Source organism: Terrabacter sp. GCM10028922, from assembly GCF_042666095.1.
Taxonomy (GTDB): Bacteria; Actinomycetota; Actinomycetes; order Actinomycetales; family Dermatophilaceae; genus Terrabacter.
This window is the reverse complement of sequence record NZ_JBHTFG010000010.1, coordinates 263,134-282,506: the sequence shown is the minus strand read 5'-3', so window position 1 is coordinate 282,506 and position 19,373 is coordinate 263,134. Positions and strand designations below refer to the sequence as shown.

19 protein-coding genes are annotated in these 19,373 nt (G+C 72.5%); 9 read left to right on the top strand and 10 right to left on the bottom strand.

Annotated elements, in window-relative coordinates:
* Positions 1 to 34: 34 nt before the first annotated feature.
* Positions 35 to 916, bottom strand: coding sequence for a DUF429 domain-containing protein (locus ACFQU3_RS12010; protein ID WP_385910028.1), 882 nt, complete (start codon positions 914 to 916; stop codon positions 35 to 37).
* 82 nt (positions 917 to 998) lie between these two features.
* Between ACFQU3_RS12010 and gndA the strand changes: the two genes are divergently transcribed.
* The 5 genes from gndA (at position 999) to ACFQU3_RS11985 (ending at position 7,530) form a co-directional block, all read left to right on the top strand.
* Positions 999 to 2,450 carry an NADP-dependent phosphogluconate dehydrogenase gene (gene gndA, locus ACFQU3_RS12005; protein ID WP_385910026.1) on the top strand — a complete coding sequence of 484 codons (1,452 nt, stop codon included), beginning with the start codon at positions 999 to 1,001 and terminating at the stop codon, positions 2,448 to 2,450.
* 131 nt (positions 2,451 to 2,581) lie between these two features.
* Positions 2,582 to 3,979 carry a sigma 54-interacting transcriptional regulator gene (locus ACFQU3_RS12000; RefSeq protein WP_385910024.1) on the top strand — a complete coding sequence of 466 codons (1,398 nt, stop codon included), beginning with the start codon at positions 2,582 to 2,584 and terminating at the stop codon, positions 3,977 to 3,979.
* Between the two features lie 4 nt (positions 3,980 to 3,983).
* Positions 3,984 to 6,065 carry a hypothetical protein gene (locus tag ACFQU3_RS11995; RefSeq protein WP_385910022.1) on the top strand — a complete coding sequence of 694 codons (2,082 nt, stop codon included), beginning with the start codon at positions 3,984 to 3,986 and terminating at the stop codon, positions 6,063 to 6,065.
* A 38-nt stretch (positions 6,066 to 6,103) separates the two neighbouring features.
* The gene (locus ACFQU3_RS11990; protein ID WP_385910020.1) at positions 6,104 to 6,694 is read left to right on the top strand and encodes a dihydrofolate reductase family protein; all 591 of its coding nucleotides are present in this window, start codon (positions 6,104 to 6,106) and stop codon (positions 6,692 to 6,694) included.
* 71 nt (positions 6,695 to 6,765) lie between these two features.
* A complete protein-coding gene (locus ACFQU3_RS11985) occupies positions 6,766 to 7,530 on the top strand; it encodes a GNAT family N-acetyltransferase (RefSeq protein WP_385910018.1) in 765 nt (254 codons plus the stop codon).
* Between the two features lie 155 nt (positions 7,531 to 7,685).
* On the opposite strand, the gene ACFQU3_RS11980 is transcribed toward ACFQU3_RS11985, so the two are convergent.
* Positions 7,686 to 8,627, bottom strand: a complete 942-nt coding sequence (locus ACFQU3_RS11980) for a thermonuclease family protein (protein WP_385910016.1) — start codon at positions 8,625 to 8,627, stop codon at positions 7,686 to 7,688.
* A gap of 132 nt (positions 8,628 to 8,759) precedes the next feature.
* On the opposite strand from ACFQU3_RS11980, the gene ACFQU3_RS11975 reads away from it, so the two are divergent.
* Positions 8,760 to 9,125: an iron chaperone gene (locus tag ACFQU3_RS11975; protein ID WP_385910014.1), complete on the top strand. Its 366-nt coding sequence runs from the start codon at positions 8,760 to 8,762 to the stop codon at positions 9,123 to 9,125.
* A 2-nt stretch (positions 9,126 to 9,127) separates the two neighbouring features.
* Here the strand turns inward: ACFQU3_RS11975 and ACFQU3_RS11970 are convergent, their stop codons facing one another.
* The 3 genes from ACFQU3_RS11970 to ACFQU3_RS11960 form a co-directional block, all read right to left on the bottom strand.
* On the bottom strand, positions 9,128 to 9,775 hold the full coding sequence (locus ACFQU3_RS11970; protein ID WP_385910012.1) for a class I SAM-dependent DNA methyltransferase: 648 nt from the start codon (positions 9,773 to 9,775) through the stop codon (positions 9,128 to 9,130).
* A 122-nt stretch (positions 9,776 to 9,897) separates the two neighbouring features.
* Positions 9,898 to 11,175, bottom strand: a complete 1,278-nt coding sequence (locus ACFQU3_RS11965; protein WP_385910010.1) for an NAD(P)/FAD-dependent oxidoreductase — start codon at positions 11,173 to 11,175, stop codon at positions 9,898 to 9,900.
* Complete coding sequence (locus ACFQU3_RS11960) at positions 11,172 to 12,236, bottom strand: semialdehyde dehydrogenase (RefSeq protein WP_385910008.1); 1,065 nt, start codon at positions 12,234 to 12,236, stop codon at positions 11,172 to 11,174. The genes ACFQU3_RS11965 and ACFQU3_RS11960 overlap by 4 nt, the downstream gene beginning before the upstream one ends.
* A gap of 172 nt (positions 12,237 to 12,408) precedes the next feature.
* Here ACFQU3_RS11960 and ACFQU3_RS11955 point away from each other — a divergent pair, with 172 nt between their 5' ends.
* Complete coding sequence (locus tag ACFQU3_RS11955) at positions 12,409 to 12,738, top strand: hypothetical protein (RefSeq protein WP_385910006.1); 330 nt, start codon at positions 12,409 to 12,411, stop codon at positions 12,736 to 12,738.
* On the opposite strand, the gene ACFQU3_RS11950 is transcribed toward ACFQU3_RS11955, so the two are convergent.
* The 3 genes from ACFQU3_RS11950 to ACFQU3_RS11940 all read right to left on the bottom strand — a co-directional run bounded on the left by ACFQU3_RS11950 (position 12,677) and on the right by ACFQU3_RS11940 (position 16,100).
* A complete protein-coding gene (locus ACFQU3_RS11950) occupies positions 12,677 to 13,810 on the bottom strand; it encodes a DNA glycosylase AlkZ-like family protein (RefSeq protein ID WP_385910004.1) in 1,134 nt (377 codons plus the stop codon). The two genes, ACFQU3_RS11955 and ACFQU3_RS11950, sit on opposite strands and share 62 nt — an antisense overlap.
* Positions 13,811 to 13,897: 87 nt before the next feature.
* A complete protein-coding gene (locus ACFQU3_RS11945; protein WP_385910002.1) occupies positions 13,898 to 14,986 on the bottom strand; it encodes a helix-turn-helix domain-containing protein in 1,089 nt (362 codons plus the stop codon).
* A gap of 124 nt (positions 14,987 to 15,110) precedes the next feature.
* Positions 15,111 to 16,100 (bottom strand): alpha/beta hydrolase, encoded by a 990-nt coding sequence (locus ACFQU3_RS11940; protein ID WP_385910000.1) that lies wholly within the window; start codon positions 16,098 to 16,100, stop codon positions 15,111 to 15,113.
* A gap of 177 nt (positions 16,101 to 16,277) precedes the next feature.
* Between ACFQU3_RS11940 and ACFQU3_RS11935 the strand changes: the two genes are divergently transcribed.
* Positions 16,278 to 16,751, top strand: a complete 474-nt coding sequence (locus ACFQU3_RS11935; RefSeq protein ID WP_385909999.1) for an SRPBCC family protein — start codon at positions 16,278 to 16,280, stop codon at positions 16,749 to 16,751.
* A 239-nt stretch (positions 16,752 to 16,990) separates the two neighbouring features.
* Positions 16,991 to 17,257 carry a hypothetical protein gene (locus tag ACFQU3_RS11930; RefSeq protein ID WP_385909997.1) on the top strand — a complete coding sequence of 89 codons (267 nt, stop codon included), beginning with the start codon at positions 16,991 to 16,993 and terminating at the stop codon, positions 17,255 to 17,257.
* A 40-nt stretch (positions 17,258 to 17,297) separates the two neighbouring features.
* Here ACFQU3_RS11930 and ACFQU3_RS11925 read toward each other — a convergent pair whose 3' ends face one another.
* Together ACFQU3_RS11925 and ACFQU3_RS11920 are read right to left on the bottom strand one after the other, a co-directional pair.
* Positions 17,298 to 17,732: a VOC family protein gene (locus ACFQU3_RS11925; RefSeq protein WP_385909995.1), complete on the bottom strand. Its 435-nt coding sequence runs from the start codon at positions 17,730 to 17,732 to the stop codon at positions 17,298 to 17,300.
* A gap of 113 nt (positions 17,733 to 17,845) precedes the next feature.
* Entirely contained in the window at positions 17,846 to 19,348 is a 1,503-nt protein-coding gene (locus ACFQU3_RS11920; protein ID WP_385909993.1) for a hypothetical protein, read from the bottom strand.
* Between the last annotated feature and the right edge of the window lie 25 nt (positions 19,349 to 19,373).

The window sequence follows — 19,373 nt, the reverse complement described above, 5'->3', positions numbered from 1 at the left end:
CACATGGTCCGACACGGGCCTCGCGCGACGTCGGTCAGGCCCAGATTGCGGCCGGGATGCCGTCGGAGAAGACCTCGGGAGGGTCGGGCAGCGGGCGCGCGAGGCCGCTGGCCCGGCGGGCGGCAGTCCACGCGACCGCGCAGGCGTCGAGCACGTCGTCGACGGCATACCCCTGGCCCTCGAGCACGGACGGGCGGGCGATCCCGGCCGCCGCCAGGGCGGCGAGGCGCTGGACGCGGCCCTCGTCGGTCTTCTTGCCGGACCTGATCGGGGCGCCCGTCATGGCCGCGAAGGACACCTCGGGATGCACCTCGATGACGGTGACCGTGGGGCGCGTCCGCAGCCAGTCGTCGACCTCGACGATCTTGTCGCGCAGCGCGAAGGCGTGCGCCCCGACGCCCTGGCCCGCGAGCTCGCGGTTGGTGGCGTCGGCCTCGAGACGGGTCGGGGCAGCGTAGGCCGAGCGGGTCAACGTCGAGAAGACCGACGACGCCTTGCCCTTGAGCTCCGCGCGGGCCAGTCGGTCGGCCTGACGAACAGTATTGTCCGGGAGGCCGATCGGGATGTCGACGCCGACGACGCGCAGCCCGAGCGACTCACGCACCATCGCCACGAGCTCAGCGATGGTGGGCGCGACGACGATGCGCGGGCGGGGTGCTCCGGGCTCGAGCACGGCGCCGACCCAGCCTGCCCGGCACGCGTCGACACCGAGGACAGGTGCGACGACCTCGACGGGAGGCAGGTGAGCCGTCCTGGCGGCTCCGCGGCCCAGCACGTCGTCCAGCCCGGCGAGTGCCTGGCCCACCGCGGTGAACGCGTCGGCGAGGTCCGTCCGGACGCCCGGCACCTCGCCCGCATGTGCGTCGAGCTCTGCGGCGATGACGCGGAGGCGGCGGCGCAGCTCGTCCGTTTCCATGGCACCACCCAACCCCATCGCCGAGGCGTGTCGGGTGGTGCGTGGTGGAATACGCCTCCCTCAGGCCGGGGTTGTCGCCCACATGGACACTCGCGCAACGATCGGCGTCACCGGCCTCGCGACGATGGGTCGCAACCTCGCCCGCAACATCGCCCGGCACGGGCACACGGTGGCGGTCCACAACCGCACGACCTCACGGATGACGTCGCTCCTGGAGCAGTTCGGCGACGAGGGAGACTTCGTCGGGACGGAGACGCTCGAGGACTTCGTGGCTGCGATCGAGAAGCCGCGCGCGATCGTCGTCATGGTCAAGGCGGGGGAGCCGACCGACGCCGTCATCGACGAGCTCGTGCCGCTGCTCGACGAGGGCGACATCGTCGTCGATGCCGGCAACGCGCACTTCGCGGAGACGCTGCGACGTGAAAAGGCGCTGGCCGACAACGGGATCCACTTCGTCGGCATGGGCGTGTCGGGTGGCGAGGAGGGCGCGCTCAACGGCCCGTCGATCATGGTCGGTGGCTCGGACCACGCGTACGAGCGCCTCGCTCCCGTCGTCGAGACGATCGCCGCGCAGGTCGAGGGCACGCCGTGTGCGGCACACCTCGGGCCGGACGCCGCCGGCCACTTCGTCAAGATGGTGCACAACGGCATCGAGTACGCCGACATGCAGCTGATCGCCGAGTCCTTCGACCTGCTCCGCAGCGTCCTCGGGCTCGAGCCGGCGGAGATCGCGGAGGTGTTCCGCGAGTGGAACGGCGGCGATCTCGAGTCGTTCCTGATCGAGATGACCGCGGACGTGCTGGCTCACACCGACGGTCCGACGGGACGCCCGTTCGTGGACGTGGTCGGCGACGCCGCCGAGCAGAAGGGGACCGGCCGCTGGACCGTGCAGAGTGCCCTCGACCTCGGCGTGCCCGTGACCGGTATCGCGGAGGCGACCTTCGCGCGCAGCCTCTCGGGCCACACGAGCCAGAGGGAGGCGGTCCGCGGGACGTTCGCCCGCCTAGCCGACCTCGACGCCTCGGAGCAGCGCCAGGTCGAGCGCGACGCGTTCGTCGACGACGTGCGTGCTGCGCTGTACGCGTCGAAGATCGTCGCGTACGCACAGGGCTTCGACCAGCTCGCCGCGGGCTCCAAGGAGCACGGCTGGGACCTCGACCTCGGCGAGGTGGCGACGATCTGGCGCGGCGGCTGCATCATCAGGGCTCGCTTCCTGGACCGCATCCGCGAGGCGTACGCGGACGAGCCGGAGCTCGAGACGCTGCTGACGGCGCCGTGGTTCGCAGACGCGATCCGCGAGGGCGTGGCGGCATGGCGACGGGTGGTGGCCGTGGCTGCCGAGCGCGGCGTGCCGGCGCCCGCGTTCGCGTCGTCGCTGGCCTACTTCGACGCCCTGCGACGCGACCGTCTGCCCGCGTCGCTCATCCAGGCGCTGCGCGACAACTTCGGCGCGCACACGTACACGCGCGTCGACCGCGAAGGCACCTTCCACACCGACTGGACCGGCGACCGTACCGAGAGCCCGGTCGACTGACTCGGCTCCGTCACTGTTGCACGGGACGGAGCAGTGACGGGGCGCGCCCGCGTCGCCCGCGCCGAGCGGCTGCACCCACAGACGGCATACGACCCTTCGACAGTGTCGGGAGTCGGACGTAGCGTGAGGCAATGAGCTTCCCTGAGCCAGGTCGCGCGGCGACCCTCGGCGAGCTGCGCGCCTCCGGCCACGTGCACCGCAGCGTCAAGAGCGAGATCCGTGACAACCTGCTGGCCCGGCTGCGTGCCGGTGAGGACGCCTTTCCCGGGATGGTCGGCTTCGAGGACACGGTGCTGCCCGAGCTCGAGACGGCCCTGCTCGCCGGGCACGACCTCGTCCTGCTCGGTGAACGGGGCCAGGGCAAGTCGCGGCTCATGCGCACCCTGGCCGGGCTCCTCGACGAGTGGAGCCCCGTCGTCGTGGGCTGCGAGATCGGCGACGACCCGCAGGCGCCGTCGTGCACGCGCTGCCGGCGGCTCGCCGCCGAGCTCGGCGACGAGCTGCAGGTCACGTGGCGCCACCGCAGCGAGCGCTACACCGAGAAGCTCGCGACGCCCGACACGAGCGTCGGTGACCTCGTCGGCGACGTCGACCCCGTCAAGGTCGCACAGGGCCGCACGCTCGGCGACCCCGAGACCGTCCACTACGGGCTCGTGCCCCGGAGCAACCGTGGCATCTTCGGGCTCAACGAGCTGCCCGACCTCGCCGAGCGCATCCAGGTGGCCCTCTTCAACGTGCTCGAAGAGCGCGACATCCAGATCCGCGGCTACTCCCTGCGGCTGCCGCTCGACATCCTGCTCGTCGCGACCGCCAACCCCGAGGACTACACGAACCGCGGCCGCATCATCACCCCGCTCAAGGACCGCTTCGGCGCCGAGATCCGCACGCACTACCCGTCCGAGGTCAGGGACGAGGTGGCGCTCATCGCGCAGGAGTCCGCGCTCGTCGCCGACGTCCCGGAGCACCTGCTCGAGGTCGTGGCGCGGTTCACGCGTGGGCTGCGCGAGTCATCGGCCGTCGACCAGCGCTCGGGCGTCTCGGCCCGCTTCGCGATCGCCGGCGCCGAGGGGGTCGCCGGCTCGGCGCTGCGCCGGGCTGCCCGCGTGGGGGAGCCGTATGCCGTCGCGCGGGTCTGCGACGTCCCGACCGTCGTGCCCACCCTCCTCGGCAAGGTCGAGTTCGAGATGGGTGAGGAGGGCCGCGAACGCGACGTGCTGACGCACCTGCTGCGGCTCGCCATCGCGGAGACCTACCGCTCACGACTGGCGGGGCTCGACCTCACCGGCTTCACGAACCTCTTCGCCGAGGGCGCCGTCGTCGAGACAGGAGACCTCGTGCCGGGCTCCGACCTGCTCGCCCAGGTCGGGCCGGTCTCCGGTCTCTCGAAGGTGCTCGACCGGCTCGGCCACGGCGACGACGCGACCCCCGGGCAGGTCGCGGCCGCGATCGAGTTCGTCCTCGAGGGCCTGCACCTGACACGCCGCATCGACAAGGACACCGTCGCCGGCCGCACCGTCTACGGAGCCTGACGACATGACTCCGCGCGAGGGTGGTGAGGTGCACGGGCGGTTCCGCTACGCGCCCTGGACCGGCGGGCCCGACCCGCTCGCGCCACCCTTCGACGTCCGCTCGGCCCTCGACGAGGCCGGGCACGACGTCCTGAGCGGGGGCAACCTGCGCGACTCCCTGCGCGAGCTGCTGCGGCGGGGCTTGGACGGCCGCCGCGGCCTCGACGACCTCGCCGAACGCATACGCTCCCTCCGGGAGGCTGCCCGTCGCCGCGGTGACCTCGGCGGCACGCTCGACCAGGTGCGCGCCCTGCTCGACCAGGCCCTCGCGCAGGAGCGCGACACCCTCGCCGGCGAGGACGGCGACGACGCCCGGCTCGCCGAGATGGACCTTGCGACGATCCCGGACGACGTGGCGGGCGCGGTGCGGGCGCTCGGTGACTACGAGTGGCACTCGGACGAGGCCCGCGAGACGTACGAGCAGATCGCCCAGATGCTCCAGCGCGAGATCGTCGGGGCGCAGTTCGAGGGCCTCAAGCAGGCGCTGTCGGGCAACAACCCGGAGGCCATGCAACAGGTCAAGGACATGCTGGCCGACCTCAACCAGCTCCTCGCCGCCCATGCACGCGGCGAGGACACCGAGGACCAGTTCCGCGAGTTCATGGACAAGCACGGCGACCTCTTCCCCGAGAACCCGCAGAACGTCGACGAGCTCATCGACGCGCTCGCGCGGCGCCAGGCTGCAGCCGACCGGCTCCTGGCCTCGCTCACTCCCGAGCAGCGCGAGCAGCTCGGCCAACTCATGGCCGACGCGCTCGGCGACCCCGACCTCGCCTCGCAGATGGCGCAGCTCTCCGACAACCTGCGCGCGCTGCGTCCCGGCCTCGACCGGCGCAGTCCCGTACAGGCGGGGCAGGGCGGCGAGCCGCTCGGCTACGGCGAGGCCGTCACCGCCGTCGCCGAGCTCGCCGACCTCGAGCAGCTCGGCGAACAGCTCGGGCAGTCGTACCACGGGGCGAGCCTCGACGACGTCGATGTCGAGCGGCTCGAGCAGTACCTCGGCGCCGACGCCGCCCGCGACATGGAGGCGTTGCGCCAGCTCGAACGCGAGCTCGAGCGGCAGGGCTACGTCTCCCGCGGCGACGACGGGCTGCGCCTGACCCCCCGGGCTGTGCGGCGCCTCGGCGAGACCGCGCTGCGCCGGGTCTTCCAGCACGTCGAGACCGCCGGCCGCGGCGACCACGACGACCACGCTGCCGGCCAGGCCGACGAGCCGACGGGACTGACCCGGGCGTGGGAGTTCGGCGACGAGCTGCCCCTCGACACGGTCCGCACGATCTCGAACGCCCTGACCCGCACGGCTCGGGCGGGTGGAACTGCCCACTCGACCGGGGATGGGATGGGGGACCGCGAGCCCACCCTCACCCCGTCGAGTGGGCACTTTGCACCGGAAGCCGGCCACCCGGCATTCCAGGGTGGAGCTGTCGAGCTGCTCGTCGAGGACTTCGAGGTCGCCGAGACGGAGCGGCGCGCGCGGGCGGCAGTCGCGCTGTGCGTCGACATGTCGTTCTCGATGATGCAGGAGGGGCGCTGGGGGCCGATGAAGCAGACGGCGCTCGCACTGTCGCACCTCGTGCAGTCCCGGTTCCGGCACGACGCGCTGCAGATGATCGGCTTCAACCTCGTCGCGCGGCGGCTCACGCCCGTCGAGCTGGCCGAGGCCGAGCCGGAGTGGGTGCAGGGCACGAACCTCCAGCACGCGCTCATGCTCGCGTCGCGGCACCTGCGGCGGCATCCGGACGCCGAGCCCGTCGTCCTCGTCGTCACCGACGGCGAACCGACCGCGCACCTGGAAGTCGACGGCCGGCCGACGTTCCACTGGCCCGCGACCCAGGCGACCCTCCGCGCGACCGTCGCCCAGGTCGACGAGCTGCGGCGCTCGGGAGCGCAGCTCAACATCTTCATGCTCGGCGACGACCCGGGGCTCGCGCGGTTCGTCGACGCCGTGGCGCGGCGCGCAGGCGGACGCGTGTTCACCCCGGACATCTCGCGGCTCGGCGAGTACGTCGTCGCCGACTACCTGCGCACCCGACGAGGGCGCCGCTGAGCTTTGTAAGGGGCTTTCGTAAGGGACAGGAGCGCAGCATGGGCAAGGTCGTGTCGTCGGCATCGACGTCGCTGGACGGGTTCGTGGCGGGTCCGAACGACGAGATCGGACCGCTCTTCGACTGGTACGAGGCGGGCGACGTGCCCTGGACCTCGGCGGGCGGTGACATGACGTTCCACCTGACGCAGCGCGACGCCGACTTCTGGGCGGAGTGGACCCGCCGGCTCGGCGCGCTCGTCGTCGGACGGCACCTCTTCGACATCACCGACGGCTGGAAGGGCACCCATCCCATGGGCGTGCCCGTCGTCGTCCTGACCCACGAACCGCCGGACGGCTGGAGCTACCCGGGCGGCACCGTCGAGTTCGTGACGGGCGGAGTCCACGAGGCGGTGGCCAGGGCCCAGGAGCTCGCGGGCGACGCCGACGTCGGGATCGCAGCAGGCGAGATAGCCAGCCAGTGCCTCGTGGAGGGGCTGCTCGACGAGGTGGCGGTCGACCTCGTGCCGTGCTTCCTCGGCGTCGGTCGCCCGTACTTCACCGAGGCCGCCGGCCAGGTCGTGCTCGGCAACCCGACGACCGTCGTCGAGGGCGAGCGCGTGACACACCTCGTCTACCCGGTGCAGCGCTGAGCCGACGCTCCGCCACAGCCCGGCTGACAATTGGGTCGCTCGCGCCGCGGGCCGCCTGTCATCGTGGCGCCATGACGCGCGGGCGCGACGGTCGGCTGGACCGCATCGAGACCTATTACGACTGCGTGCCGCGCGCCGTCGCCGCGGTCGAGGAGGTCGGCCCTTTCACGCTCTTCCTCGCCGAGGAGGGCACCGGCTGGCAGTTCTACGCGCGTCCCCGGTTGGGCGGGCTCGACACGTTCATCGAGGCCGACGTATGCCGTGTGCTCGAGCGCCAACAGCAGCTGGGCGTCCCGCGCGCCGTCGAGTGGGTCGACGAGGTCACGCCGACGATCCTGCCGGCGGTCCGTGGTGCGGGCTACGAGCCGCACCGGTACCCGCTGCTCGTCATGCCTCCGGAGGTGGCCGTCGAGGCTGACCCTCGGGCGCGCGCACTGCGTCCGGCCGAGCCGCACCTGTCGCTCGCGCTGGGGTCGGTGTCGGCGGCATTCGCGGGAATGGACGACGTCGAGCCGAAGGACCCGGGCCGGCGTCCGGAGCTCATGGAGCGCGGCGACCTCGTCGTCGTGGCCTCGTTCGAGGGCAACCGTCTCTGCGGGGCTGGGTCTGCCGCCCCACGCGGTGACGTCGCCGAGCTCATGGGCATCGCCGTGCCGCCCGGCCACCGGGGTCGAGGCCACGGCACCGCGATCACGCGCTCGCTCGTCGCGGCCTGTCGCGAGCAGGGTGTCGACCTCGTGTTCCTGTCGGCCGGGTCCGACGCGGCGGCCGACATCTACCGCCGGGTCGGCTTCGTCGACGTCGGCACGGCCTGCGTCCTCGAGCTCGACGACTGACAGCTGGCAGGTGCGCCCCCCGCTCGCCCCGCTTCGCCCACCCCGCGCAACACACCGGGTAACTGCCAACACCCCGGCATCCGATCCCGGTGCGTTGACGGTTGCTCGGTGTGTTGCGGAATGGGGCGGGGTCAGGGGACGAGGCGGCCGGGGGGTCAGACCTTGGCGGGGCGGAAGCCGGCGGACTCGGCGTCGCTCATCGTCGCGAAGCACTGCTCGGGCTTCGTCACGTTGTAGTACCGGTCGCCGGGTTCGTGGGCGATCCACGAGTCCTCGTTGCCCTTGACCGGCCGCGTCTGCGGGCACGGGTACCTGTCTCCCGACAGCGGCCACGCTCCACCGGACGTGCCGCCCGAGCTCCCGCCGGAGTCCGGCTCGGCACACGCGGCCTTCGGGCTCGCGATGTCGGCCCGGACGTATGCCGTCTCGCGGGTGTGCCGGCCGTAGCCGTCGCGCGAGTCGTAGCGGGCGACGGCATACCCCTTCTTGATGAGGCGCAGGCCGGCGTCGACACCGCTCACGTCCACGTAACGGAGCAGGCGGCCGTACCGGTCGACGTCGTCCTGGGCGCCGGCAGTCAGGGTCACGCGCTGGCCGCCGATGATGCCACGCAGGGCGTTGCGGGCCTCGGTGAAGCCGCACTGCCCGGACTCCGGGGTGTCGATGCCGATGAACCGGACCTTGCTGGAGACGCCGGCGCGCGAGACCCAGATCGTGTCGCCGTCGACGACCTTCGTCACCGCCCACGTCGCGGCAGCAGCCTTGGCCTTCGCGTCGGCCGCCGCCTTGGCCTTGTCCTTGGCTGTCTTGTCGGCTGCGACCTTGGCGGCGGCAGCCTTCGCTGCAGCGGCCTTTGCGTCGGTGGCCTTCTTCGCGGCGGCTCCGGCGTCGGAGGCCTTCTTCGCCACGGCCTTCGAGGCGTCGTCACCGGTCGGTGCCACGGTCGCGAGTGGCGTCCGCGTCACAGTGACGGCCGGCGCCTGCCCGGCACCAGCCAGCGCGATCTCGTCGGGGCCTCGCGAGGCGTTGCCGGCGAGGGCCGCCAGCACGACGAGGCTGCCGATCATGATGAGTCCGTTGGTCCTTCGGCTGCGCATGAGCTCCCTGCTTCCCCCGGTGACCCGCTCACCGTAGGCGACCGATCGCGGCTTGTCCGGGGAATCGCCCACCACCACAGTCCTGCCCGGAGACAATGGGGCCCGTCACGGGAACAGGACGAGGGGGAGCGCATGGGCGAGACACGGGCCACGACGCCGACGACGATCGACGAGTACGTGGCCGGCTTCCCGGACGGGCCCCGCGAGATCCTCGAGCAGGTACGCGACGCCCTCCGGCGGGCGGTACCCGGCGGCGAGGAGAAGATCCGTTACGGCATGCCGGCGATCATGTTCGCCGACCGCTATGGCATCCACTTCGCAGGGTGGAAGAAGCACGTCGGGCTCTACCCGGTCGGCGAGCTCGACCCGGAGCTCGAGGCCGAGGTCGCGTCGCACCGCGCGAGGAAGGACACGGTGCAGTTCTTCTACGCCAAGCCCGTTCCCTACGACCTCATCGAGCGCATCGCCCGGGCGCTCGCAGCGAAGCACACCACTTGAGCTCAGGCCCGCCGGGCGAGAAGGAACGCTTGCGCGGTCTTCTCGTAGTCCTGCCGGCTGCGTTCCGTGCGGACTGTGACCCGGAAGCCGGCATCAGCGAGCACCGCGACGATGTGGTCCGGGTCGAGCCGGTGCGCCTCGAAGGTGACCGCGTGTCCGTAGGCCTGCTCGTGCCGCACGGAGAAGTTGCCGGCCTGGAACGCGAGGAGCAGCAACCCGTCCGGGCGGATCACGCGGTTCAGCTCGGCGAACACCGCGGGAAGCAAGGCGGGTGGCGTGTGGATGATCGAGTACCACGCGACAACGCCCGCCGTCGACGCGTCGGCGAGGTCGAGTGCGGCGAGGCTGCCGACCCGGAAGTCGAGCTCCGGATGCCGTCGCCGCGCCTCCGCGACCATGGCGGGTGACAGGTCGATGCCGCTGACGTCGAGGCCGAGCGTCGCCAGGTGACCGGTGATGCGCCCCGGACCGCAGCCGACGTCGACGACCGGTCCGCCGCCCTCGGTCAGCACCAGCTCGGCGAAGTGCCCGAGCAGCGCCCGGTCCAACGGGCTGCGGGCGAGCTCACCCTCGAGGAGGGCCGCGTAGTCGACGGCCACCGTGTCGTAGGCCGCTCGCGTCTCTGTCACATGGGTCGGCTCGGTCGTCATGACCCGCCACGGTAGCCACCGGTCCCGACAGGAACAGGGACGACCGGCTGGCAGCAGGGCCCCCGCCGTGCGTGGGAGGTTGCACGGATCCCTGGGCTGCCAGCCGGTCGTCCCCGCTCGGGTCACGCCGTGCGGACGCTCGCGGACTCGACCACGTCGGCGAGGGCAGGCGCCGATGGTGCCGCGCCACCCGGCATACGGCCGTGGCGGGCGACGCGGGCGAAGTCGCCGACGACCTGGACGGCCTTGCGCCGCGAGGGCATGAAGCGCAGGAAGAAGGTCACGCGCAGCACCCAGGCCACCCAGCCGGTGAACGGGATGCCGTACAGCTCGGAGATCGAGCGGCCGAACCCGAAGGAGGCCGCCTGGCCGAGCCCGCGGTAGCCGAACGGCTTCGTGCGGCGGCCCCGGAGCGACCGGGCGAGGTTGGCGCCGAGGTGGTCGCCGCCCTTGATGGCCCAGAGCGCGTTGGCCGGGACGGGCCCGCCGCTCCTCGGGTGGACGACGCACGCGGCGTCACCGGCGGCCCAGACGTGGTCGACGACGGAGAGGTCAGGCCGGGTGACGAGCCGGCCGCGCGGGTCGCGGTGCTCGTCGAGCCCGGGGACCTGCACGGGCCGCTGGCCGATCGTGGCGATGACGGTGCTCGCGGGCAGGTGCGTCCCGTCGGAGAGGTATGCGTGGTCGGCGGTCACCGAGGCCAGGCGCACCCCCAGTCGCACACGGACGCCCAGCCGCTTGAGCTCCTGCGCGGCGCGGCGGGCCAGGCGCGGCTGCGACTCGTGCAGCTCGGGCAGCAGGTGCGCGCCGGAGTGGACGAGCTCGACCCGGACGCGCGCGCCGCCGAGGTCGGCGACGGCCGCGGCCATCTCGACGCCGGCCAGGCCGCCACCGGCGACGATGACGGTGTGCCGGCGCGGTCCGCGGTGGGTGGCAGCCTGACGGACGCGTTCGGCGAGGACGGCGATGTCGCCCGGCGCCCGCAACGTGAACCCGTGCTCGGAAAGGCCTGGCACGGCGGCAGCCGGCTCGCGACCGCCCGTGCCGACGACGAGCTCGTCGTAGTCGAGGATGCGCAGGCCCGGCTCGTCGGACTGCTCGTAGCGGACGACCCGGCGCTCCGCGTCGATCGACAGCGCTCGCCCGATGACGACGTGCGCGTGCGGCATCGCCTCGGTGAGCGGCGTGCGGGTGCGGTCGTAGGGGAGCAGGCCGGCGAGCACCTCACCGGTGAAGCCGTGGTAGCTGTGCGCGTCGTCGGTGCTGATGACGACGACCTGGACGTCGCCGCGGCGGACGGCCCGTCCGGCGCGCCGCATCAGGGCGGCATACGCGTGGAGGGTGACGTAGCCGCCTCCGAGGAGGACGACGCGGTGGTGGGCGCGGGCGAGCGTGGTCACGACGCCACCCCCAGCGCGGCGCGGCGGACGGTGACGGGGCGGCCGAAGCTCGTCGGTTCCGCGGCGCGGAAGCCCAGGTGCGAGAGGTCGGCGGCCATGCCCCGCGTCTGGTCGACGAGCTCGAGGGTCGGGACGCCGATGGAGAAGTGGCCGCGGTGGCCGGACAGGGCGAGCAGGGCGGTCTCGGCGAAGCAGGCGTACGACCGGCCGTCGGGCAGGCCGATGTTGCCGCCGACGAGCCGCAGGCTCGGGATGTCGACGACGCCGCCGTCGACGACGAGCACGTCGGGCCGGTCGTCGACGAGGGTCGGTGAGGTGTTGCGCGGCTGGGTCGCGTCGAGCACGACGGCGCCGGGCGCCAGGTGGTGCGGGCCGAGGAGCGCATCGGCGGAGGCGGTGAGGAGGATGACGAGGTCGGCGGTGGCGACGGCGTCCATCGTCGTGGCGGTCGTCGTCGGGACCTGTCGGCCGACCTCCGCGGCCAGCGCGTCGAGGCGCCCGGCCGAGCGCGCGACGAGTGTGAGCTTCGCGGCGGCGCGGTCGCGGGCGATGAGCCGGGTGACGGCGGCGCCGACGCTGCCGGTCGCGCCGACGACGGCGACGTGTGGGTCGGTCGAGCGGTCGACGACGTCGCGCAGGAGCTGGCGGGCCTGGTCGTCGACGATGGCGGCTGTGAACGCGTTGCCGTTCGTGACGCCGATGTCGCTGCGGCTGCGCAGCGACACCCCGCCCGCGGTCACCGTCGCGGTCAGAGCGCCGAGCCCCACGACGTCGCAGCCGAGGGCGCGGGCCTTGTCGACCGCACGGTGAACGCGGGCCCGGCCCTCGCCGGGTGAGGTGAGCAGATGACGCGCCCCGAACGGGACGAGCACGACGTGGCCGACGTGCTCGCCGCCGATGTGGATGCCGGCCATCGAGATGGGGCGCAGCGGCAGGCGGCGCAGGGCGGTGTCGTAGACCGGGTCGGGCACGCGGCCGAGCGGGGACCAGACGCGGGCGAGGTCCTCGCCCAGCCGGGCGCGCGGGTGGACGGTGAAGGCGAAGGTGCCGGGGGTGCTCACGGGGGTGCTCCTGAGGGGTCTGCGTCTGCGGTGCATCTAGGGGCTGCCACTCGTTCCACCTGAGGCGGCGCCGTTGCACGAGAGGAGGAGCGGGCGCGAGGAGTGATACGTCGCGGAGGGTCGCGGACGGCATACGGGAGCGGAATTGGGTACGCGTGCCTAGGCTTCGGTCATGCGCCTACGCCGGTGGAAGTGGTCCGTCGCGTCACGCGACTCGTTCCTGTCGATCGGCTCGGTCGGCTCGGTGCTCTCGATCGGTAGCGTCGGGTCGGTGCTGTCGGTGGGCAGCGTCGGCTCGTTCGCGTCGATCCTGTCGATCGGGTCGTCGATGAGCGCGGGGTCGCTGCTGTCGAACCAGTCGAGGGCGTCCGTTCTGTCGCACCAGAGCGACGTGTCCGTGCTGTCGGCGCAGTCGAAGCGGGCGGTGCGCGGCTACCGGGTCAACGGGGCCGCGCTGGTGTCGCTCGCCGTCGTGGCCTGGGCGGTGCGGCGGGGCCGGTGACCTCGAGGCCGAGCCACGAGGCAAGGTCGCGGATCTCGCCGTGGACGCCGGCCGTCATCTCCTTCGTGAAGCGGACGTCCTCGTGGATCGCGTTGACGGTGAGCACGCCGGACTTCCGGTCGGCGATGGCATCGAGCTTCCCGATGAGCTGGGCGTGGTGGAGGATCGGCAGCGCGAAGTAGCCCCAGCGGCGTTGGTCCTTGGGCTTGTACATCTCGAGGATGTACTCGAAGCCGAAGAGCTGCTCGGCGCGGACGCGGTCGTGGATGAGCCGGTCGAACGGGCTGAGCAGCGCGGTGCGCCCCTCGAAACCCGGAAGGTCGAGGTATGCCGGGTGGACGCGCCACGTGCCCGGGACCCCTTCGACCTGGGTGGGCTCTCCGGCGGCGCCGACGTAGGGGTGCTCGCCGGAGAGCTGCGGTCCGGTGGAGCGGGCGATGCCGAGGGCCTGGAGACGGCGCTCGTCCAGGTGCGTGATGGCCTCGTCGTAGGTGAGGGTCGGCAGGCCGTCGGGGTAGACGCGTTCGGGGAGGTCGAAGTAGCGCTGGCGGCCCTTGCGGCCCGCGATGGCGACGTGGCCGCGGAGGGTGAGCGCCTCGAGCATCTTGGTGATGTTGCGGTTGTTGGTCCAGCCGGTCGACGGCCACGGGACAACGCTGGTGTCGGGGATGTCGCGCGAGAGCAAGGGGCCGTCGGCCTCGAGCCTGGTGAGGATGTCACGGCGGAAGGAGTCGTTGGCGGCGAGCCACTCGACGATGAACGGGTGCTGCTCTGCGTCGCGGACCTCGGCGATGACGGCCGGGACGTCCTGCGGGCTGCGGATGTAGGCGACGGTCTCGACGAGGGTGTGGTCGCCCTCGACCGCCTTGACGAGGTCGGCGGGGTCGTAGACGTTGCCGAGCCGGCTCCACAGGACGAGGTCGGCGTTGGGCGCGATGGCGGCGGTCGGGTCGATCTGCAGGAAGGTCAGCCGCCTGACCGTCTCGACGAGGTCGGTCGGCCGCGGCAGGTCGAGCAGCTGTGCGTGCACCGCGATCCGTCGCGCGTCGTCGAGGCTGAGCCGGTGGGCCATGCGAGAGACGCTAGCCGAGCGCCCCGACAGGGCGGGCGGTCCGCGACCTCTCGCCGCAGCCGGCTGGGTGCGCCTCGATGGTTGCGGTCAGACGAAGCGGGCGCTCGCGGCCCGGCGGACGAGCAGCGCCGTGTGCAGCCGCGCCCGCCCGCGGCCGCTCGACACGTCGAAGCCGAGGTGCGCCGGCAGGTCGGTGAGTCGTGCCTGGAGGGTCGAGTGATGCAGACCCGCCGTGCGAGCGACGGCCCGGACGCTCTCGGCGTCAGCGAGCGACTCGAGGGCATCGAGCGACCAGCCGTGCGCGATCGCCCGCTCGACCCCAGCGACGTCGGCGGGCGGGGACGACGCGTGGTCTGCGGCCCGGACAGCGTGCGCCAACAGGCCGAGGTCGCCGATCCGCACGAAGGGGTCCCGTGCGGACGCCACGCGCAACGCCAGCAGCGCGCCTGCCCACGACTCGGGCAGCCGGTCGACCGTGACCGCCTCGCCCACGCCCACGCGATCCGCCGTGACTCCCGCCCTCGCGTCCGCGGTGTCGCCGCGCACGAGAAGCGCGGTGACGAGGCCGTACGCCGTCGCGATCCTGGCTGACGCCAGGGCGGGCACCGGCACCGCAGTCACGGGTGCTCCGGGCACTGGCGCGGCGCGCACCGACGCGCCGCGTGTGGTGGCGACGACGGTGAAGAGGGTTCGCTGATCGAGCCCGAGACGCGCGGCGGCGCGGTCACGGTCGGTCGCCGGCGAGGCACGGTCGAGCAGGACCTCGAGCGCGCGCTGACCTGCGCCGGCAGACGCGGCTCCGGGGCGGCTCACCGCCACCGAGTGGGCGAGCCGTTCGAGCACCATGGCGTCGTTGGCGTGGCCCGGGCCGGTGCGCTCGAGCCAGACGAACGAACCCTCGCCGCACTCCTGCCGCGGCCAGGGCGCCGAATCCTCAGGACGCTCAAGGTCGCCCGCGTCTCCGTCGGGCGACAGCCGCGCACCCGAAGGGTCGACGCGGATCGTGCGCCCGTCACGCGAGATCCCGGCAACGGCGCCCGTCAGCAGCGCGGCCCCGCGGACCATCGTCTCGACACCGACGCGCCCCTCGACGAGATGGTCGAAGTACGTGATGACCTTGAGGGTCTCGCTGGCCTCCGGGTCGAGGGAGGTCAGCCGGCCGACGAGCTCCTGCACCTGGCGTCCTTGGGGTGTGGGTACTCACCATCGTAGGCGCACGGTCGGCGCGCCATCGGGTCCCGAGGCGGACCGGGCGGCGGGCTCAGCGGTGGTCGCCGAGCCCGCCGGACGGCATACGCGCTCAGCCTTCGGCGGCCACGTGCCCGAGCACGCGGTCGAGCCAGGCCTGCTGGACCTGCATCGACACCCTGGCCAGAGCCGTGGCGCCGCCACCCATCATCTGGAAGCCGTGGAAGCCGCCCGGCCAGACGTGCAGCTCCGCGACGCCGCCGTCGGCCCAGATCTGCGTCGCGTAGGCGACGTCCTCGTCGCGGAAGACCTCGGCCGAGCCGACGTCGATGAAGGCCGGCGGCAGGCCCGACAGGTCGGTGGCGCGCGACGGCGAGGCGTAGATCGAGACCTCGTCGGTGCCCCGGCGGTCGCCGAGCAGGGCGTCCCAACCGGTGTCGTTGGAGGTGCGGTCCCAGACGCCGATGCCGTCGTACTGGTGCGAGGAGACGGTCTCGTTGCGGTCGTCGACCATCGGGCACATGAGCAGCTGAGCGATGAGCGCAGGGCCGCCCCGGTCGCGGCAGAGGAGCGCGACGCCCGCCGAGAGGCCCCCGCCGGCGCTCGCCCCGGCCACGACGACCCGGCTCGCGTCGAAGCCGAGCTCGTCACCCTGCGCCACGAACCACTGCAGACCGGCGTAGCAGTCCTCGACCGGGACGGGGTCGGGATGCTCTGGGGCGAGGCGGTACTCGATGCTCGCCACGACGGCGTCGTAGCGCTCGACCCACTCGACGCAGGCCTCGACACCGAAGAAGCGGTCGCCGACGATCATGCCGCCGCCGTGGATGTGGAAGATCGCCGGACCTCCCGCGACGTGGTCGGTGCGGCGGAAGACCGACACGATGATCTCGGCGCCCTCGTAGCCGGGGACGGTGAACTCCTCGTGCGTCACCGCGCGGCCGTCGAGCACCTGCTCGAGCGGGAGCATCATGGGAGTCTGTCGCATCAGCGGGATCATCTCCGGCGTGAGCGTCGAGGGCAGGCTCTCGCCGATGACCGAGAGGACGGCCGCGAGCTCGGGGTCGAAGGGCGGGCGTCGAAGCGTGTCGGACGTCGTCACGGTGGTCCTCCTGGGATCCGGGCCACCTCGTCGTGGCCACGCAGCCATCGTCGTATGCCGGGTGGCCGTGTCTCCACCGCCGCGGCGACGCGATGTGGCGGGGTTGACCCGCCGCGTGGCCAGGGCCGGCCACGCTGGCAGCGCGGCGTCTTGACGTCGGTGCCGCACCAAGCGATGGTGACGCTCGTGGCCTTCGTCGAGTTCGAGGTGGTTCGGGAGATCCGTGCGCCCGCAGAGCAGGTCTTCGCTCGCCTGGCCGACATCGAGGGACACAACGCCTGGATGCCCGACAAGGGCAGCATCCTGCGGCGCACCCAACAGACATCGCCCGGAGAGCTGACCCTCGGGACGACCTACCTGGACCAGACGTCCTTCGGTCCGACCCCCGGCGAGGTCGTCGAGTTCGATCCGCCTCGCAGGCTGGTGTACCACTGGTGGGACAGCTCCAAGGCCGGCAAGGTCAAGGTCGAGGGTTGGCCCGGCTACACGCTGGAAGCCACGGATCACGACACGACGCTCGTGCGCCACCACGCGAGCATGAAGACCTACGGCCTCTACCGGCTCGCGACGCCGGTGTTGGGCAGGGTCGCCCTGAGGGAACGCACGGCCACGATGGACGCGCTCAAGGCCTCCTTCGAGGTGCGCGCCTAAGCAGGTCACTCCCTCGCGCAGTTCTCGTCAGGTCACCGTGGACGAGCTGCCGCCAGCGCGGTTCGGGCCCGACCTGCGCGCCGTGCCGCTGTGTCGTCGCGCGCACAGACGGCACGTCGCCTGCGGTTCACAGTGGTTCGTGATCGGACGTCTCGCGACCCAGGAGGTGGACTCCGATGAACCTCACCCAGCGACCTCAAAGCACCGGCTGTGCCAGCTCCCCACCCGCACGCGGCCCGGTGAGTGGCCGAAGCGGGGCAGCAGCGTCCCGGCTGCGTCGTCGGCTCTCGGCGATCGTCCTCATCGCCGTTGCTGCCGTCGCGCTACCGCACCCGGCCTCGGCGCTCATGCCGTTGCCTCCCCCGCCGGTGAGGTTCCCGATGCTGGACCTCGGCCGCACCATCCTGACGGTGGCTGAGGACTACGCGGAGGCGCCGCTCACGCAGAAGCGTCAGCTCCACAACGAACTGGTGCTCACGCTCAACACGACACGCGCAGCGCTCTGACCGACGGTCGCAGGGTCGGCGGCGCTGCTGCGGCGCGGCCTCAGTCGAGACAGAACTCGTTGCCCTCGACGTCCTGCATCCCGAGGCACGACTCGTTGAAGCCATCTGCACGCAGCAGCTTCCCGCGTACCGCGCCGAGCGCGACCAGCCGTGCGCACTCGGCCTCGAGGGCGGCCACGCGCTCTTCGCCCACGAGCCCGGTGCCGACCCGCACGTCGAGATGCACCCGGTTCTTGACGGCCTTGCCCTCGGGAACGCGTTGGAAGAACAGTCGCGGGCCCACACCGGTGGGATCGACACAGGCGAATGCTGAACCCTGACGCTCAGGCGGCAGCGAGCGGTCGAAATCGTCCCAACTGGCGAACCCCTCCGGTGGCGGCGGTACGACGTACCCCAACGCCTCGCACCAGAAGCGAGCGACGCGCTCGGGTTCTGCGCAGTCGAAGGTGACCTGGAACTGCCTGACCGATGCCATCGGTCCACCATAGAGGCGCGGCCCAGCCGTCGCCGCACGGGTTTCCGACTGTCCGACATCAGAGTGCGAGCCCCATCCAGACGGGGCCGCCATCGCCGCATGGCCGCCCGAGTTCAGATCCAGCTGGGTGGGGTCGGCACGACGACGCCGACGACCTGTCCGAGGTGGATGACCGACCCGGACGCGGCGCGCGCTGCCAGCTCGACGCATTCGGCCCCGCTGCACCACCGGGGCAGGACGCCGCCTTGCTCCTGGCGCACTGCCATGAACAGGGTGCTGGCCATGACCCGGCCCGCCCGGGTGTTACGCGTCGCGGGGTCCTGGTAGACGACGATCGTCGGTGCGACGGTCCCGGGGTCGTGCGCGGCGGCTGCTGCAGCGATCGAGGCGTACTGCCTGCGCACGTCCTGGTGCTCGCCGATGTCGGCGCGCCACGTCAGCACCCCGCCGAGGGCGAGTACAGCGAGCGTCACCGTGGCCACGCGGTCGGGCCGACCGCGTCCGACCGGCCAACCGCGTCCGACCGGGCGACCGGGTCCGACCGGGAGGCCGGCCCGCGTTCGCCGCCCGACGAGCAGGAGGGCGACGGGCAGCACCGCGGCCAACCACGTCCACAGCTGCCCGCGCGCCTCTGTGACGGTGCCGGTCGCGAGAGTCTGTGCAGCGTCGAGACCCCAGGCGACGGCGACGGCGACGAGGAGGCGTTGCAGGCGGGGACGGACCCAGGCGTCCCGCCAGCCGAGGACGATCCCGACGAGCCCCAGGACCAGGGCCCACCACTGGACGGCCCACAAGGCCCCGGCGGCGCGCAACCAGCGCCCCGTGTTGACCCCCAGAGCATCGAGCGAGGTCAGCGGGTTCGATTGGCGCCAGGCGGCGAGCTGGAGGCCGAAGTGTCCGTTGACGACCCAGTTGAGGGTGTACGCGACGCCGACGCCGACGCCGAATGCCGCCACCCACGCGCCGGCCACGTAGAGCACGCGGCGCCATGGGGCGTCGCCGAGGAACAGGACGGCGAACACCAGCAGGACGGCGCCGACGGGTGGGTAGGTCAGGACGGCCGCGACCTCGCACGCGACGAGCCAGAGTCCGAGCCGCAGGGGTGAGCGCGCCGCCCAGGGCAGCAGCCAGACGCCGGCAGCGGCCGCGAGAACCGAGGGCGTCAACGCGCCCGGCCAGTAGAGCAGCTGCACCCACACGCAGGAGGCGAAGAGTGCGATGCCGAGGAGAGCATCCACCGCCGGCCCGGGTCGGACCCCCGAGAGGTGGAGCACCCGCCACATGCCCGCGACGAGCAGTGCGTAACCGACGGCGTAGGTGACCGCCGCCGTCGTGGGGGTGCCGTGCTGGCCGACGACGGCCCACCAGACGGAGTTGAGCCAGCGTCCCTCGCTGAGGTTGTAGTAGGCGGGCGGGATCACTCCCGGCGTGTCCGCGGGGAGCAGGAACGGCCAGTCGTCCTGGCGGATGAACGGAGTGAGCGCCTGGACGGCGCCCTGGGTCAGGAGGACAGCGACGGCGATGACCGCTGGCACGAGGAACCCGCGTTCCGGCGTCGCGGGCAGCAGGCGCGTCCGCCTACCGGTGGCGGCGGGAGCAGGAGTCTGCGTCGTCATGGTTGGGCCACTCATGGAGGTCGGG

Bases quoted from the DNA above. Each gene is read 5' to 3' on its own strand.
- gndA (WP_385910026.1), top strand. From the start codon at position 999: ATGGACACTCGCGCAACGATCGGCGTCACCGGCCTCGCGACGATGGGT.
- ACFQU3_RS11925 (WP_385909995.1), bottom strand. From the start codon at position 17,732: ATGGCATCGGTCAGGCAGTTCCAGGTCACCTTCGACTGCGCAGAACCC.
- ACFQU3_RS11920 (WP_385909993.1), bottom strand. From the start codon at position 19,348: ATGACGACGCAGACTCCTGCTCCCGCCGCCACCGGTAGGCGGACGCGC.
- ACFQU3_RS11975 (WP_385910014.1), top strand. From the start codon at position 8,760: ATGGGCGAGACACGGGCCACGACGCCGACGACGATCGACGAGTACGTG.
- ACFQU3_RS11990 (WP_385910020.1), top strand. From the start codon at position 6,104: ATGGGCAAGGTCGTGTCGTCGGCATCGACGTCGCTGGACGGGTTCGTG.
- ACFQU3_RS11985 (WP_385910018.1), top strand. From the start codon at position 6,766: ATGACGCGCGGGCGCGACGGTCGGCTGGACCGCATCGAGACCTATTAC.
- ACFQU3_RS12000 (WP_385910024.1), top strand. From the start codon at position 2,582: ATGAGCTTCCCTGAGCCAGGTCGCGCGGCGACCCTCGGCGAGCTGCGC.
- ACFQU3_RS11995 (WP_385910022.1), top strand. From the start codon at position 3,984: ATGACTCCGCGCGAGGGTGGTGAGGTGCACGGGCGGTTCCGCTACGCG.
- ACFQU3_RS12010 (WP_385910028.1), bottom strand. From the start codon at position 916: ATGGAAACGGACGAGCTGCGCCGCCGCCTCCGCGTCATCGCCGCAGAG.
- ACFQU3_RS11970 (WP_385910012.1), bottom strand. From the start codon at position 9,775: ATGACGACCGAGCCGACCCATGTGACAGAGACGCGAGCGGCCTACGAC.
- ACFQU3_RS11950 (WP_385910004.1), bottom strand. From the start codon at position 13,810: ATGGCCCACCGGCTCAGCCTCGACGACGCGCGACGGATCGCGGTGCAC.
- ACFQU3_RS11955 (WP_385910006.1), top strand. From the start codon at position 12,409: ATGCGCCTACGCCGGTGGAAGTGGTCCGTCGCGTCACGCGACTCGTTC.
- ACFQU3_RS11980 (WP_385910016.1), bottom strand. From the start codon at position 8,627: ATGCGCAGCCGAAGGACCAACGGACTCATCATGATCGGCAGCCTCGTC.